Below are 18093 nucleotides of genomic sequence, written 5' to 3'. Positions count from 1 at the left end.
CAAATAGCCAATATTTACAGGGCAATTACCATACCTAATAATCGCATAAACGGTTCGCTGAACAAATGGATTCTTGCTAAAAATGAAAAAAATCGGTTTAAACAAAATGCAATAAGCTTTTTCATCCGACTTTATTTTAAGGGATAAAAAATAAAATTTCCATCCCCGGACGACAGTTACAGAAATACTTTTTCAGAGTGGTAAAAATTACTCAAACGGGGATTATTTTATGCAATTCACCCCAGCAAATAAAACAAAAAAACCGCCGGCGAGTAGGAACTGCCGGCGGCTGAATAATAAGGAATATCAATGTTATTTTTTTGTTACTTTAAATTCTGTCCGCCTGTTTAAGGCTCGGCCGTTAGGATTGTCCTTTCCATTCGCGAAAGTATTAGGGGCCACTGGCATCGTTTCACCATAACCTTTACTCGTCATCCTGGCTTCAGCTATTCCTTTGGATACTAAATATTCTACGCAAGACCTTGCCCTTCTATTGGAAAGGTCCAGGTTATAAATCTCCACCCCTTTGCTGTCCGTATGCGCGCCCAATTCAACCTCAAGTTGCGGGTTATCAACCATTATGGTATATAAATTATCCAGTTTAGCTTTAGAATCTGGTGTCAGCTCCGCTTTGTCAAATTCATAAAAGATGTCTTTGATCACGATAGGCTTGTCAATCTCAAAAGCGGTTAAACATAAATCCGGACTGAAAAGCGTATCCTTTTTTGCCAGGTCACCGTAAGAATAATTCACAATCTTTGTGAAATACTTGTCCTTCTCTGCGCTTAGCTTGAGCCTCCTGTTCGTTTCCACTTTAAAATCATACCTGCCGGTCGCATCCGTTTTAAAAGTTAACTTTTCCAGGGAATCCGTTAAATTGACAGTTGCATTTGCCAAAGGTTTGAGCGTCGCGCAATCCAATACCATGCCACTAACAGAAAGAAACTCTTTCTTAACGAAGAAAAGCTCCAGACAACACAAAGATTCCCGGTCTGAGCTGATGTAGCCTTCACTATCTGCATCATTGCTGGAGGTAAAATAAATATCATCTTTTGAGGAATTAAATGGATAACCCATGTTCCTTGGTTCAGACCATTTTCCAAAATCACCTGCACTTTCAAAGAAGTCAAAGCCCCCCAGTCCAATCTTTCCATTGCTACTAAAAATTAGCTTTTTAGTAGCCGAATTATAGTATGGGGCTTCATCGTCTTCGGCCGTATTGATTGTATTGCCCATGTTGACTGCCTGGCCAACAGTTCCGTCTGGCCGGATGGAGCAATACCATAAGTCGAACTTACCAAAGCCCCCCGGCCGGTCTGATGAAAAAACCATGTATTTGCCATCTTTGGAAATGAAGGGCTGCTGGGAGTTAAACCCAACTACATTAACCCGCGCACCCAATTCAACCGGCTCCGACCATTCCGGGGATCCATCAACGGCGTTGAGCTGGTATATTTTCTTATTACCTTTAGCCGTCCAGCTGGTGATGTACATCATCTTCCCGTTTGGATGGAAAGTAGGTGCTGCAGATTCTTTGCCTTTTCCCCTCGCGAGCGCTCGTTTTACCGAAACCCGCTCCTGCAGTGGATTTCCCTTTACTTCATAAACAGCATTTAAATAGGGGCTCTCTTTCTTCTCAACTTTGTTATTGGTTTCGTCGCCCGATAATACTTCCTTTTTACCAAGCGTGTTAATGGGTCTTGATGAGGTGAAATAGAAATCTCCGTCCTTTATTGCCGGCGTATAGTTGGAGCCTTTTTGGTTGATGTTATTCTGTAATTTAGTTAGTGCGTAGAGCCGGGGATACCGCAGTTCGTACAGCGCAAACTGGCAGGAGGCGATTTCCAGTTTTGCTTTTGCCGTATAGTTGTCGTTCACCTTATAAAAGTCTACAAATTGGTTGAATGCGAGAATGGCTTCATTAAACTTTTGATTTGCTCTTAAGGTCTCCGCGTACCAAAAAGAGCTGAGCACATACTTTGGATTTTTAAATGCCTTTGCGAGGGCATACCAGTGTTCCGCATCTGTGAAATTCTTGTACCCCCTTAGCGACTCCGCCAACTGGAAGACACAATATTCGTAGTCTTCCCGCTTCGGACTTTCCTCTTTTATCTTGTTTTCGAATCCGTAAGGAACTATAAATCCTGAACTATCTGATGAAATTTGAAGGGCCTTTTTATAGTATTCAGCAGCCGCGTAAAATTCATTGTTCTGAAAGTATACATCTGCAACCTTTTTGTTATTAGTAACGAACTGTGCTTTTGCCGAACAACTTAAGATGAAGAGGACAAAAAGTGTTTTAAGCGATTTCATTGTTAGTTATTTATGTAGTTATAATCTTGGACAAAAGAAGTTTGGACCTACAATGCCTCTCCTACCGGTAAATGCAACTGAAAGTTCCAAACCACCCTGGCTCCTTGTTGCCCTATTTAATGTAGAGGTATTAAAATCATAGCTGAGTCCGAACACCATATTCCTGAGGTGCAGACCGAAAAAAGCGATTGCTGCATCATCGACACGGTAGTTAGTCCCGAACATCAGATCGATTTCCTGATCCAACATCAGCTGCGCATATGCTCCTGCTGCAATTTCACGGGCATTACCTTGCTTCATGAATAAAGCGTTAGGCGTAATGTCAATCGCCTCAGAAAGTTTAATTCTTGCCCCACCATGAGCTGCGTAACGGATTGGCATTCGAATGGAATTCCCCAGGAACTTGTCAACAGGTCGGGTCAGGTGTCCGGCCATTGCCCCTCCGAAAACATTTACGCGTTGATCAGGATTTCCGTCGAAATACATAAAACCCGCATTAAAATCTGGGACTAGTGTATTTGAGGAAGTGAAGGACTCGTTTATACCTAAACCCGGATCATAACCGGTAACCGGATTATATTGGCTGCCAAGTGTAACCTTGGAGGGATCAAAACTCTTATTTAGAATGCCTGCCTGCAGTCCAAAATTTAGAATATTCAACCCAATGCGCCCAAAATGCACACGGTAGGCACCAGAGACCATCGCACTGAGGTGGTTATAGCTAATGTCTCCGGCATTTTGATTCAACACCATCGCGCCGAAGGCGAGATTTTTAACAGGTGCTTTATCAAAGGAGGCTCCCCCAGTTAAGAAGGCATTAGACACAGATCCCCATTGCTGTTTCGCATTCAGGGAAACCCTATATTCTCCGTCTGTTACGCCGGTAAGACCTGGGTTTAACCAAAGTGGATGTGCATAGTATTGCGAAAAGTGAGGGTCTATTTGTCCGGCAACATTTAGGCTGCCCATTAAAATGAACATTCCAGTAGTTATTAGTTTTGCTAAATTTTTCATGACAAATTTGTTTTTCGGGTTAACGGGTAAATGATTCATATTCAGTTGCTACCTCAGTAATGTTATTGTTCCTTTCTTCATGGATTTACTACCGTCGTTAAACACCACATCCAGATAGTAGACATAAACACCGTTGGGCTGCAGCTCACCTTTATAGGTACCATCCCATCCGTTTTGAATTGATGTTGATTCGTATAAGAACTGACCCCATTGGTTATAAACTCTAAGTTTCATTTTAGAGATGGTGTTGCCATAGACATAGAATACATCGTTCTTACCGTCGTTATTTGGTGTAAATGTGTTTGGAACGAAGACCGTATTTCCCTGCGGATTTATAGCCCTGTCTGTAAGTGTTGTTGCATTGCTTAGCTGACAAGCAAGCTGACCTTTAGCACGGACCATGATGGTTACACTTTGATCTGGCTGCAAGCCTGAAACCGTGTAGCTTGTGCCAGATGGGCCTGCAGTAGGACTGATCCATGTTGCACCATTATCGAGCGATACCTCATAAGCTGTTGCCCCTGGAACGGCGTTCCATTGGAAAGTAATTGCGCCAGGCGTTGCAGTTTGTGCAGTAACAACAGGAGCATCCAATTTTGGAAGCACGGTAACTGTTACCGCGGTACGGGTCATACTTACACATCCGGATGATTTGTTAACGCTCTCTACATAATAGGTTGTAGTAGCACTTAGTGAAGAAACGGTGAAAGGGTTGCCTTCGAACACAGGAGTTCCTCCAGACTGCAATGTATACCAACGGTAGTTTACCAGCGGATCGGGGTTATTCACAGTAAGCACCGTACCAGCACCTGAACACTGAGGATCAGTTGCTCCGGAAACAGATGCCGGAGCAACAGGTGGAACGGCAGGAATTACAGTTACTGCGGTTCTGGTGGTACTTATACAAGATGCTGTTGAAGCCTCGGCATAAAACGTGGTACTGGATGTGATCACAGGTGTAATGAAGTCGACCCCGGTACCCAACAAATTACCACCGACAGCTGCACTGTACCATTTGTACGTTACTCCAGCTTGTGGATTTAAGATACTCAATACAGTCGCGCTGCCAGAGCAAACGTTAACGGTATTTGCGGCAACAGATGGTGCTACAGGCTTAGGAGATACCGTTACCGTAACCTTTACTCTGCCAGTCGGATTTCCGCAGCCAGAAGCGCTTACTGCCATCACGTAGAAATCAGTGTTGGCATTTAGCGTGTTGGTGGTATACTGACTGCCTGAGAACAGTAGTGTTCCGTTCGTAGCGGCATCGTACCACTGATAGGTAACTCCGGTCTGCGCATTCTGTACGGTTAACACCGTAGCATCGCCACTGCAGATATTGGTACCCGCACTGGTGACAATAGGCACTTCAGGAAGCGGGTTAACCACCACGTTGACTACTCTCGCAGTGCCAGGGGTGTTTTCACACCTGTTGCTGCCACTTACCGTTACGTAGTAAGTAATAGACGCATTAGCAGCAGGAATGGTTAGCACAGGGCCTGCAAATACTGGATTGTTTAATGCCGCATCAGTGTACCAGATAAACATCGGATCATTTACGGTAGTGCTGCTGGCTGATAAGGTAATGGTTGCGCCAGAACAGTAAGGACTGTCTGCCCCTGAAATGATCACATCAGCAGTTGTAGCCGGCGTGTTCACAACGAGGGTGATGATCTTGGCATTGCCTGCCAAGTTTTCGCACTTGTTGCTACCCCTAACCGTTACGTAGTAAGTAGTTGTAGCAGTAAGTGCTGGCGTGTTAAATACCGGGCCGACAAAAGCGACGTCAGTAAGTGCGGCATCGTTATACCAGGTAAAGATTGGATCATTTACAGTTGAACTGCTCGCTACGAGTCGGCCTGCATTACCAGAACAGAATGGGGCATTGGCACCTGCAACGTCGATATCAGCTGCAGTTGCCGGCGGGTTGACAACAAGGGTGATCACCTTGGCTGTGGCAGGCAGATTTTCACAACTGTTGCTACCCCTAACCGTTAAGTAATAGGTAGTGCTGACATTTAAAGTTGGCGTATTGAAATTAGCCCCCACATATACCGGCACGGTTAGCGCAGCATCACTGTACCAGGTAAATACCGGATTAAGAACGGTACTGGACGTAGCAGTAAGTGTGGCAGACGAACCTGCACAGTAGGATGCATTGTTACCTGCTATATTGATATCGGCAGGTGTTGCCGGTGGGTTAACTATTAATGTTACTGCTTTTGCAGTAGCAGGTGTATTTTCGCAACTGTTGGTACCTTTTACCGTTACATAGTAGGTTGTGGTACTGCTTAAAGCAGGAGTAGTAAAGGTAGCGCCGGTGTGAACTGCAGTCGTTAATCCTGCATCGCTGTACCAGGTGAATACCGGGTTAGTAACTGTACTGGTAGTGGCACTCAAGGTGATGGCAGAACCTGCACATACTGCAGAACCACCCCCAACAATATTGATGTCTGAAGCAACTGCAGGAGGATTGACCACTAATGTAATGACCTCTGCATTTGCCGCTAGATTTTCACATTTATTATCTCCCCTTACGGTAACGTAATAGGTGGTAGTTGCGGTAAGAACCGGAGTTGTAAAAGTGGCTCCTGAATAGGCAATATCAGTCAATGCCGCATCTTTATACCAGGTAAATACAGGGTTGGTTACCGTTGTGGTTTTTGCAACCAGCGTTGCGGTGCTTCCGGCGCAAAGCGCAGCATTAGCCCCATCAACTTCCAAATCGGCGGCAGTAGCTGGCGGGTTTACGTTGATAGCAACCACTTTTGCATCGCCAGGTAAATTTTCACATTTATTGTCGCCCTTAACGGTTACATAGTAGGTTGTTGTAGCTGTAACCGGTATATTGACACTGGCACCAGTGAAAGCTACAGTTGTAAGAGATGCATCAGAATACCAGGTAAAGATTGGATTAACAACTGTTGCAGCACTGGCTGTTAAATTGAGCGTTGTGCCTGCGCAAACCGAGGCAGGAAGACCCGCAATGGTTAAATCGGCAGCCGTAGCGCCTGGATTAACTTTAACAGTAATTTTTGTACGCGGTGCTGTACTTGTGCAGGAATTGGCATTTGCTGCTTCGACAAAGAAATCATAACTGCCCACAGTGAGGTTTCCTGTAGTATAAACCGGAGTATTGGCAGCAAGCAAATTGCCAGCTGAGTCGTACCAGTTGAATGAAACGTTGGCAACAGTGTTTACAGCCAGAGTAACAGGAGTGTTAGGGCAAGCTACTGTTGGATTTCCGGCAGCAGGAACAGGTGCATCCGGCGCATTCAGTACCGTTACCGTAACTTTAGTCTTCACACTTTCGCAACCATTCCTGCTTGCCGATACAAAGTAGTCGTAACTACCTGCGGCAAGTGAAGGATCAGTCAAGAATGTTGCGCCATCCTTACCTGTTTGATAGGTAGTTCCCAGATACCATTTGTAAGTTAGGCTCGCATCAGGATTTTGAACTGATAAAGTTGCTGAAGTACCTGCACAGGCATTTACATTAGCTGCTAACACTACTGGAGGTGTTAAAATTCGCTGAGCATAATTAAAGTTTATTGAAGTGAGTGCACCAAGCAATCCGGAATTGAGCCGTACCTCTACCCTGTCGAATACAGATGCAGGTGTGAATTCTATTAAGGCTTCTGTATTTGCGGAAAGCAATTGCAGATTAAGCAACGGATCACTGATGGTTCTGGTATCACCATTACTAGTTGCGTCAAGATAAGTAGTTACCTGTACACTTTGCAACAAGCCAAGGGAAAGGATAGTTCCAGGCGAAACTAATTTTAACCGGACTTTATCCCCGATTACAGATGGCCCGGTAAATATTGCACGTTGGTAAACGGAGGTACCAACACCTACAGGAATTCTCAATGATGATCCTGTATTGACGTTGTCGTCCCAAACCTGATCCGGGTTGTCTACTCCGGCAAGCGCAGCTAACAATCCCGATTTTCCATTTTCCTGGGCAGTGGCCGCTTCACATGGAACACTCTCTGGAGTTGGAGCAGGATTTACAGTGATGGTAACAGGTGAACCTGCGGATATACAAGCTCCAGCTGTGCTGGTTACCCAAATGGTTGTATTGGCAGTAAGTGGATCTGTAAGGAATGTTCCGTTTTCTCCATTGGCAGGAGTAGAAAGAACAACAGCTCCCGGAAGCGCAGGATCTCTGTCATACCATGTGAATGTAGCACCTGCGGTAGATGAGGTTGCTGTTAACAATGCGCGTTCTCCGCTGTTAACTGTAGTGGAAGCTGGTGTTACTACTGGAGGCGTAGGTGTACCTACATCAACAGTTGCAGTAGCTTGTGCAGAAACCGTTGAGCAGGCAACATTTTGTGCTACAACTGTATAAGTGGCAGGGCCTGCTACAGCAGTAACTGTATAGGTGCTTGATGGGCCAGACTGAACTATTGTTGCTCCATTTTTCCAAATGTAAATCACTCCGGCTTGAGGATTTCCGACGGTTAAGACTACATCACTGCCCAAACAAACTTTTACGTCAGCCGCTAATAATTGCGGAGTTACCGGAGCTGGTGTTACCGTAATATTTACTGGTGTTTTGGCGCTTGCACAGCCAGAGGCAGTATTTGCCTCTACAAAATAGACCGCATTGGCCGACAATACTGGAGTGGTAAAGCTTGTTCCTGTTGACCCTGTGAAGGTTCCGGAAGCATCATACCAGCGATAAGTTAGTCCGGCAACTGGGTTTTGTACAGTCAGCGTAGCAGCTGATCCGGCACAAGCAGTTGGATTAGGAACCGTAATTTGTGGCGCTGCAAGTACGCGTTGGCCATAATTAACGTTAATTGAGGTCAACGCCCCAGCTATTCCGGAGTTTAGTCTTACCTCAACATTATCGAATGGTTGAGCAGGCACGAAGCTCACTAGCGCCTGAGCACCCCCACTCAGCAATTGAATATTAACTAAAGGATTATTGATCGCTATCCCATCGTTATTACTGGTAGCTCCATTATAGGAAGTGATGGTAACATTGCCCAGTAAACCTACAGACAATAAACGAGCAGGAGAGCTGAGTAGTACTTTTACAGTATCTCCAGTACCCGATAGGTTGGTAAAGCCAAGACGCTGGTAGATGGAGGCGCCGACCAATCCAACTGGCATCACCAGCGAAGAAGCGGTTTGAGTATCATTGTCGACAGCCTGTCCGGCATTGAAAACATTCGCAAAAAGAGCTAATCCGGTGATACCGTTGGTTTGCGATGTGGCGGCTTCGCAAGGAACTGTAGTTGGAGTACCACCGCCATTTACCGTGATGTTGACTTGCACACGACCGGCAGATGTACATCCGGAAGCAGATACAGATTCAACAAAATATGAAGCATTGGCCGATAAAGCCGGCGTAACAAAAGTGGAACCCGTGAACACCGGGGTAGTCGAACTTGCTGAGTCATACCAGTTAAATGACGTAACAGAAGGGTCTGTTGATGAAGCAGTAAGTGTGGCTGACTGACCAGCATTCACGGTAGTTGATGAAACTGCGACTTGTGGCAACGGAGGAAGTGGATTAACGGTTACATTAACAGCTGTACGTGATGCGGAAGCACATGCCCCATTAGCTGCCTCTACATAGAACGTTGTATTTGCTGTTAAGGCAGGTGTGGTAAACACAGGGCCGCTAAACATTGGGCTGCCTCCAGAAGCTGCGGTATACCAATTGTACGAAATGCCAGGCGCAGGAGCAGTGATCGACAGAATTGCAGATGAGCCAGAGCAAACTGGTGCCGCAGCAGCGACTACAGGCGCTGAAGGAGGTGTAGTAACTGTTACGGTTACAGGAATTCGCTGAGCATTTGCGCAACTTCCTTTACTCACTTCAATGTAATAAGTGGTTGTTGCGGTTAACGTTGGCGTGGTAAAATTCTCTCCTGTGGCCAGTAATGTACCGCCAACTGCGTCACTATACCAACGGAGCGTTGTACCTCCATTTGCAGCAGCTGAAAGTAAAGTAGCGCTACCTGAACAAATAGTTTGGCCATTGGCAGAAACTGTTGGATTTGGATAGATGACTTGTGCACCATAAATGCGAAGATTCATTAGCACCGATGCCAGGCCATTTGCCCTCACCTCCACCCTGTCGTAGTTAGCTACAGCAGGAAGTGTGGCAATGAACCTGTTTCCGCTTAATAAGCTAAGGTTGAGTAGCGAAGCACCAAGATTGTAAGTAGCGACAACTGTGCTGCCATTCATTACCCTGACCTGGATACCTCCCAGCAGGACCACATCTGCAAGTCCACCAGGGGTTTCAAGATCCAGGCGGATGCTATCTGTTCCTACTCCGGCGGCAGGGAAGATCAGCCGCTGATAACCCGAACCTGCAACACCAACAGGGAGACTGATGGTTGTATAATTAGTAAAATTGGCATCTACAGAATTTCCGGCATCTTGAATACTACAAAGTACACATATGCCATTAATTCCACTTTGTTGTGTATTTGCAGCATTACAATTTGGATTGGGTGTACCACCCAAAACAGTTACCGTTACTGCTACACGAGCCGCACTAACACAACCAGCCTCATTTGCAGTTTCTGCATAGTAGGTGGTAGTAGCGGTTAAAGGAGCCGTTACAAAAGTAGGGCCGGTGGCTAAAATTGCACCGCCTGTAGGGGCAGCATACCAGTTTATAATATTATTCCCGGTAGTAGTTGCGCTTAACGTAGCCGTTTGTCCGGAACTAATAACAACACTGTTTGATGTAACTATAGGGGCATCCGGAATCGGACTGATGTTCACATTTACAGCAGTACGCGTGGCGCTGGTGCAAGAACCAGAAGCAGCTTCAGCATAATAAGTAGTATTTGCTGTTAACACAGGTGTTGTAAAGGTGGGGCCGCTGCCCAGTATCGTACCGCCATTAGCAGCGCTATACCAATTGTAGGTAAGGCCGGCAACCGGATTATTTATAGCAAGGGTTACAGCAGAGCCCGCACAAATTGGAGGTACATTAACCAAAACAGGTGCAGCTGGCACTTGTGTAACTGTGACAGTAACAGGTAAACGTTGCAGATTTGCGCATCCAGCCTTACTTACCTCTATATAGTATGTTGTTGTTGAATTCAATACCGGAGTTGTAAAACTTCCGCCGGAAGCCAAGGCAGTTCCACCAGTTGGATTTGCAAACCAACTTATAGTAGTGCCACCGTTTGCAGTTGCTGTTAACGTTGTTGCGCTGCCTGAACAGATATTTTGTCCGCTTGAGGCAACTGTTGGATTTGGATACACTACGGTTGCACCGTAGATATTTAAGTTACTCAATGCGGCAACCAATGCACTAAAGCGTACTTCTACCCGATCATAAACCGCAGCAGCAGGCACAGTTACCTGAAAGCGGTTACCGTTTAATAGTTGAAGGTTTACTAAGGCAGAATTAAGCGGATAGGTTCCCACAACAGTCGATCCATTCATCACACGAACGGTGATGCCACTTAGAACACCTACATCGGCCAGGCCTGTAGGGGTTTCTAAATCCAGACGGATGCTGTCGGTTGCAGTTCCAGGAGAAGAAAAGATCAGTCTCTGATAGCCGAAGGCTCCAACACCGACAACTAAATTGATCCTTGTAAAATTATTTAAGTCGGAGTCAGTTGAATTTCCGGCGCCTTGAACACTGCAAAGCAAACATAACCCGTCAATTCCGGTCTGCTGACTCGTTGCCGCATTACAATTCGGGTTTACCGGGCCACTGGTAACTGTTACAGTTACAGGCACTCTTGAGCTGCTGGCACAACCAGAAGCGGTTAACGTACCAACATAATAAGTTGTTGTTGCGTTTAGTGCCGGAGTGGTAAAAGTGGCGCCGGTTGCCAGAACAGGTCCTCCTGTAGCGTTGGCAAACCATTGTATCGTATTTCCAGCATCGGCACTTGCCTGGAGAGTTGTTGTTTGTCCGGGGCTCACCACCTGGTTAGCGGTACCTACCACTGCAAGGGCTGCAGGTGGATTAACAGTTACAATTGCAGCAGTTCTGCTGCTTACGGCAGTACCGGAGCTAGCTTCTGCATAATAAGTTGTTGAAGAATTCAATGCTGGCGTGGTAAAACTTGATCCGGTTGCAATTGACGTGCTTCCTGTTGACGCATACCACTTGTATATAACACCAGGTATCACGTTAGAAACTGTTAATGTTGCAGGTGAACCACTACAGGTGCTTACAGCGGCAACTACCGGCGCATCAACATTAACTTGTAAAGCATAATCCGTACTTGTAGATAATCCTGCATTATCAGTAGCAGTGAGCTTAATGGTGTATGGTCCGCCAGTAGTAGGTGTTCCCGAAAGGACACGAGTGGTTGCATTAAAGGAGATTCCCGGAGGAAGTCCGGTTGCTACATAGGTGTATGGTGCAGTTCCACCGGTTACTGCCGGAAGAGTTTGATTTGGATATACAGTACCTACTATTCCACTTGGCAGACTTGCTGATGGAAGTGACAAGACGCCATTAACTTTAACTGTATAGGTTTGGTTTGCCATTGTACCGATTGCATCAGTAACGGATACATTTACATTAAATGTTCCTGATTGCGTTGGTGTGCCGGAAATCTGTCGGGTGGTTGCATTAAATGCAAGCCCTGGAGGCAAATTGGTTGCCACGTAGGTATATGGGGCAGTACCACCAGTTGCGGCTGGGATGGTCTCAGTTGCATACGGGCTTCCCACCGTTCCATCTGCCATAATTTTTGGAGCTAATACGAGCGGTGCGCCGACAGTGATGGAATAATTTGTAGTTACGGTCTTCCCATCTGCATCGGTAGCGGTTACCGGAATGGTGAAATTTCCAACTTGAGTTGGCGTGCCGGAGATTTCCCTGCTTGATGGGTTAAAAGTTAGACCCGGAGGCAGTGCTGAAGCACTGTAACTATACGGGCCATTACCACCAGCAGCAGATGGTATTGTTTGCGTGCTGTAAGTTGTGCCGACCGTACCATTTGCAAGAGTTGCCGCCGGAAGCGTTAGTGGATCTCTAACAACAATCGTATAATTACCTACTACAGTATTTCCATTGGCATCAGTAGCGGTTACTGGAATGATGAAGTTCCCAATTTGCGTAGGTGTGCCCGAAATTTGCCTTGTTGCCGGATCGAAAGTAAGGCCGGGAGGCAGATTGCTGGCAGTATAGGTGTATGGGGTTGTACCGCCTGTTGCAGCCGGAATTGTTTGTACCGGGTAGACCGTTCCAGTTGTTCCGTTTGGAAGCACCGCCGCCGGCAACAGTAATGCAGGAGTAACTTTGAGGGTAAAATTAGCCGAAGCAACACAAGCTTTACTATCTGTTGCCAACACAGAAAAATTGAAGTCGCCAGTGCCAGTCGGCGTTCCTGCTATAGTTCCATCGTTCGCAATGGAGAGACCAGCGGGAAGCACACTACCGGGAGCCAGTGTATAAGTAAATGCAGGTGTACCTCCTGTAGCTAAAGGAACTTGTTTGGAGTAGGTGGCGCCGAGTGTGGCATTTGTTAATGCGATACCAGCAAAGCTGATGGGAGGATTAACATTTACTGTTACCGGGATACGTTGTTGGTTGGCACAGTTTCCCTTACTGACTTCTATGTAATAAATAGCAGAAGCACTGAGAACCGGAGTTGTAAAACTATTACCAGTAGCTAGAGCAGTGCCCCCTGTAGCGGTATCATACCATTTCAAGTTGGTACCACCATTTGGAGTAGCGGACAAGGTTGTCGCATTACCTGCACAAACGTTTAGACCACTACTGGCTACTGTAGGATTGGGAAATATTATTTCCGCTCCATAAATGTTGAGGTTACTTAACGCAGAGACCAAAGCATTTAACCTGATTTCTACCCGGTCATAAACTCCGCCCGCAGGAACTGTTGCTTTGAAACGATTTCCTCCTAAAAGTTGCAAGTTCAGTAACGCTGAATTGAGCGGATAGCTCGCGACAACAACGTTGCCGTTCATTACCCTTACCGTAATACCGTTTAGAATTGTTAAATCTGTTAAACCGGTTGGAGTTTCGAGATCCAATCTGATGCTGTCTGTTGAAGAACCCGGACTGGCAAATAACAAACGTTGATATCCAGACGCACCGACACCCACTGCAAGATTGATCCTTGTGAAGTTGGCGGGATCATTATCAATTGAGTTGCCTGCACCCTGGATGCTGCACAACACACATATACCATCTATCCCAGATTGTTGCATTGTAGCTGCATTACAGTTTGGATTGACCGGATCATTGGTTACAGTTACTGTTACCGGGACTCTTGATGCACTTGCGCAGCCCAATGCACTTTCCGTTCCGACATAATAAACGGCGGTGGCGTTCAGGCTTGGGGTGGTGAATGACGGTCCGGTGGCTAGTGGTATTCCACCAGCCTGACTTGCAAACCACTGAATGGTATTTCCGCCGGTAGCCGTAGCCTGCAATGTGGTACTTTGACCGGCACTGATCGTTTGACTATTTGTAGTAATTACCGGTAAATCCGGAATTGGATTGAGTGTAACTGTTACTGGTACTCTTGCTGATTCTTGAGCGCAAGAGAGATTTTTTGCCGAAACGTAATAGGTTTTGTTCGCGGTAAGGACCGGTGTAACAAAAGTTCCATTATATGAAGTGGTAACAGGTGTACCCCCAGTTGCACTTTCATACCAAAGCAATTGATTACTTGAAGGAGTTGTCGCCCTCAGCGTTGCAGACGTTCCTGAACAAATACTTACGTTATTGGATGCAGGAGCAGTAAATGTTGGCCTGCCTGCTGATCGCGTTACGCCATATAAATTAAACGTTTGCGTTAAACTTGCATTTAGTAAAGATGAAATCGTAACCTTAACACGATCGAACTGGGTACCGGGACTAAACGGAATAGCGGCAGGCTGTCCTGTATTTAGCAAGCCTAGCAGGTCAAGATCCAAAAGAGACGACAGGCTACTGGTATACACAGAAGTAGCCCCATTGTATGCAGTTACAGAAATATTGTTCAATAAGCCAGCATTAATCAACGCTTGCGGGGCTTGGATGGTTACATTAAAATCATCACCCGGAGTAGAGAGCGTTTCAAAGTAAATGATCTGGCTAATGGTACCAGCTACCCCAAGAGCACCAAGGCTGATTTGAGAAAAATTCGTTAGATCGGCATCGATCGCCCGTTCCGGATTTGTAACTCCAGCCTTTCCAAGGCCCAGAAGATCAGCCGTAAGGCCGGTACCCTCAAATCCAGTAGCGAATCCTTGCGCACAGGGATCAATAGTTCCACCATGAAAAGCATAATATACGTCAGTATAACTAGTTGCACCCAAACCTAGAACCGCATTCGTAAAATCTTTTATATAAACGCGGTCATACGCTTGTGCGGGAGTTATGGCTACATAAAAATATCCATTTGCATCTTTGATCAATTTTATGTTGTCGGTGGAAAAGGGATTTGCGCTATTTCCATTGAATACATTATTTGCAGCGCCAGTTCCCATTCTGGCACCGGCTTCAAAATACCTGTTGCCCAGTGCGACAGTACCTACTACATTTGTAAGCACATTCCCCAGGTTGCCGCCTAACAAAGTATTTAGCAAATCGGCATTCGGTGAGTTAATCCGGATATAACTGGTGGTACCTGCTGGCACGACCGCGGCAAATTTCAATTCAATCTCTCCTTGAAATGCGGCAATCCCAAGTGCCAAACCCGCACTGGACTTTACCCTTGCAAAAGTGGAAGTTGATGTACTTATTGCATTTGCAGGATTGTCAACAGCGTTTGTGTAACAAGGACTAAGGCCCAAATTCCCACAACCCAATAAAGAAGATATTGTGGCAGGGCTTGAATAACTTACTTCATTTGCAAATATTCTTGTTTGCGCATACGAATTTAAATTCAATAGCGTTACTAGAATAATTACTAACAAAGAGGAGAGAATTCTTTTTACGTTTTCGGTTAAAGTAGATGTGCATTTCATGGCAGAGGGAATTGAGATTCTTGATTGCTTCATACAATTTTAATCATTGATTGCCTTGTTAGCCACGTTCGAATTGTTCATTAAAATGGCCTCAGATCGTTTTTCTGTTCATTTTGTTCATTTTTGATCTTATGAATGGGCAGTTATCGCCCTCAGATGGTTTAAAGAACTGTTATTTAAACAATTGCACGATTCTACCCAAAACAGCCGTTTCGATTTAGGATGTGAACACAAACAATGTTCTGACATAAAGCATTATATTCGTTTAAGCTCTAAATGAAATGCCTAAATAAATTTGCGAAATGGACGAACCCTCTGTCTTAAATGATCTCAGAAATCAAATTCTTTCAAAAACAGGAATACGAAATATTACTCCAGCAGACTGTAAAAGAATATCGATAGAGATCAGCAAAGCACTAAACAAAAATGTTAGTGAAACGACCATTAAGCGGCTGTTTGGGTTTGCTATGGTGAGGCATAATTTCTCGAAATTTACCTTATCCACATTAACAGAATACGCAACGAGCCATCCTCAGACCTTCGCTTCCCATTTAGAACTACGGGCTGCAGAATCAAAAGAGTTCAATTGGTCTGAGGTACATGAAAGATCTGCCACGCTAACTAATGCTACCATCAAGAGTATAAAAAACCGATCTGGTGTTCCTTATGAAATCACTGTTAAAAGGAAGTTTTCTGAACACGACTTTGACGATTTCTACGTGAGTGATTACACGTTTACGTCATTCATCTCCCAGCCCGGTTACGGCCGAACGATTATTTTAAGTCACCTTGCAGAGAAAATTATTTCTCGAAGAGATGCAAACTACAAAGAAGACACTTTAGCATTTATTACCATTTATAGCCTATTTAACAAAGAAAATCCACAAGCAAGTTTCGAATCCCAACTCAAGCTGATATTGGGAATTCCTCAACATGAAAACCTGATCTCACAAGCCGATAGTCATTTTAAAAAGACAGGAAGAAAATTCCTGATTTTTCTTGACGGATTTTCTGATGTAGCCTTACTGAAAGACCTCAGGAGACATCTTTTTAATGGCATCATAGATTTTATTTGCGCACTGGAAGACAGCAAGGCAATCAAATTGGTAATGAGCATGCGTTCAACCACATGGGTTAGATTTTACGACTGTATGCGACAGTCTGCTTATTTGAAAACCAAATGGTTTCCTGGAAATTATTATAATTTGAATGAACAATCTAATGTGCCGCCTTTCACAGAAAAAGAGGTTGACATGATCATTTCAAAAATTGATCATGTGGATCCTGAGATTGTAAAACCAAGATTGAAAAGTCAGTTAAAATTTCCTTTTCACGTTCAGCTGTATTACCAGTTAAAGGAGGAGGATCCAAACTTCAATTATGCCTCTAACATTACGTTCTACGAGTTAATTTCCCGGTTTATACAAGACAAGATATACAGGTCGAATTACTATACCGAGAAAATACTGTTTCTTAAAAAAATTATCCAGCTGACTGACAATGGCAAGAAAAAAAACGCAGTTTCCAAAGACGATCTGATCAGTGAACTTGCCGCATTTAAGAATGCGTATTCAGAATTGCTTTCAGATGGTATATTAATGGAGGAAAGATCATCTGAGGAATTTCATCCAAAGGAATTTGTTCGTTTTATCCAACCACAGGTATTCGAATATTTTCTATTTATTGAATTATTGGAACAGTTTCATTTAAAGATAGATGAAGGCTTTTTTGATCAGGTTAGAAAAACATACAGGAATGGTCCCATTAAACTCCAGATTATTCAGTGGACCATCCGCTATTTTGTCCGATCCGGGGATTTCAGTTATCTGAAACACGCATTTTCTTTAGAACCTAATCATTCTGAAAGAACCTACCTGATACTTTTTGCTGCTGAAAATCTCGATTATAGAATGAAAAATAGCACTGATGCTATAGCACAAGATCAGGTAGAGCTTTTTCATAACCAAATTATCAGAGCGCTTATAAATTTTGACATTGGTGATCCCTGTTACAGAGAATCTGTAGAAATGCTGTCGAAAATTTCTGTCGATGAAACCCATACGACCATATACAATGCATTATTGTCCATTTTGGATTTATTGAAACTGAAAGAGAACCATGAGGATCGAATTGTATCGGGTAAAAAAAACAGGCTGCTCTCTTCATCCAGCGCTTTGGTTTTATTAAAAAACATCAGCGAACTAAAAGTTTGCGATTACCTGAATGAACAAGACAAGATATATACGGAATTGATGAAAAATATTCCTTCCCATGTTTCGAGGCATGAGATGAATGATTCAATTATCCTTGTGTTTGCCCTTCACTTTGGACTGCTGTTAAATGACCGACAAAAAACAGAAGCGCTTTTTAACCTGATTAAAATACAGAATCCAGAAATATTTAAAAGCAGAAATCCATTTGCAATATTTTTGTTAAGTATAATGTCGTTATGGTATACCATCTACGATCCTTCAAAGAAATCCAGGCAGTCGGCATCAATCTTAAATGAAATTTACGACGAAAAAGAAAGGTATAACATCAGCAATTATACTGCGCACATCATTCAGTTGAATAGTGCCTGTAATAGCAGAATTGCCGGCAATTACGAACAATCGCTTTTTGATGCGACTATTTGCCTTCAATTTTTCAGAAAAGCTGAATTAAATATTTGTGCACTGATTGCTTTTGATCTGATCATAGCGTTACTTAAGGAAGGTAAGGACGCTACAAAACTCAATGAAAAGATGTATGAAAGACTCTGCTTTATTGAAGACCGAAAAATTCAGTGCAAAAATTCGTTTATTCCATCGGAAATGAAAAACGTTAAAAAATAACTTG

4 protein-coding genes are annotated in these 18093 nt (G+C 44.3%); 1 reads left to right on the top strand and 3 read right to left on the bottom strand.

Features of this window, described 5'->3' with window-relative positions; genetic code table 11:
* Window positions 1-312 precede the first annotated feature (312 nt).
* From ACXZ1K_RS06320 to ACXZ1K_RS06310, 3 genes are read right to left on the bottom strand one after another with little or no spacing between them, the layout of a single operon-like run.
* Window positions 313-2313, bottom strand: a complete 2001-nt coding sequence (locus ACXZ1K_RS06320; RefSeq protein ID WP_458972538.1) for an OmpA family protein — start codon at window positions 2311-2313, stop codon at window positions 313-315.
* Window positions 2314-2331: 18 nt separating this feature from the next.
* The gene (locus ACXZ1K_RS06315; RefSeq protein ID WP_458972537.1) at window positions 2332-3327 is read right to left on the bottom strand and encodes a PorP/SprF family type IX secretion system membrane protein; all 996 of its coding nucleotides are present in this window, start codon (window positions 3325-3327) and stop codon (window positions 2332-2334) included.
* Between the two features lie 48 nt (window positions 3328-3375).
* Window positions 3376-15288 (bottom strand): Ig-like domain-containing protein, encoded by an 11913-nt coding sequence (locus ACXZ1K_RS06310; RefSeq protein WP_458972536.1) that lies wholly within the window; start codon window positions 15286-15288, stop codon window positions 3376-3378.
* Window positions 15289-15557: 269 nt separating this feature from the next.
* Between ACXZ1K_RS06310 and ACXZ1K_RS06305 the strand changes: the two genes are divergently transcribed.
* On the top strand, window positions 15558-18089 hold the full coding sequence (locus tag ACXZ1K_RS06305) for an NACHT domain-containing protein (protein ID WP_458972535.1): 2532 nt from the start codon (window positions 15558-15560) through the stop codon (window positions 18087-18089).
* Window positions 18090-18093 lie beyond the last annotated feature (4 nt).

The organism is Pedobacter jaeyakensis (assembly GCF_054461315.1).
The sequence above is the reverse complement of the archived record's forward strand: the minus strand, read 5'-3'. Positions and strand labels throughout refer to the sequence as shown.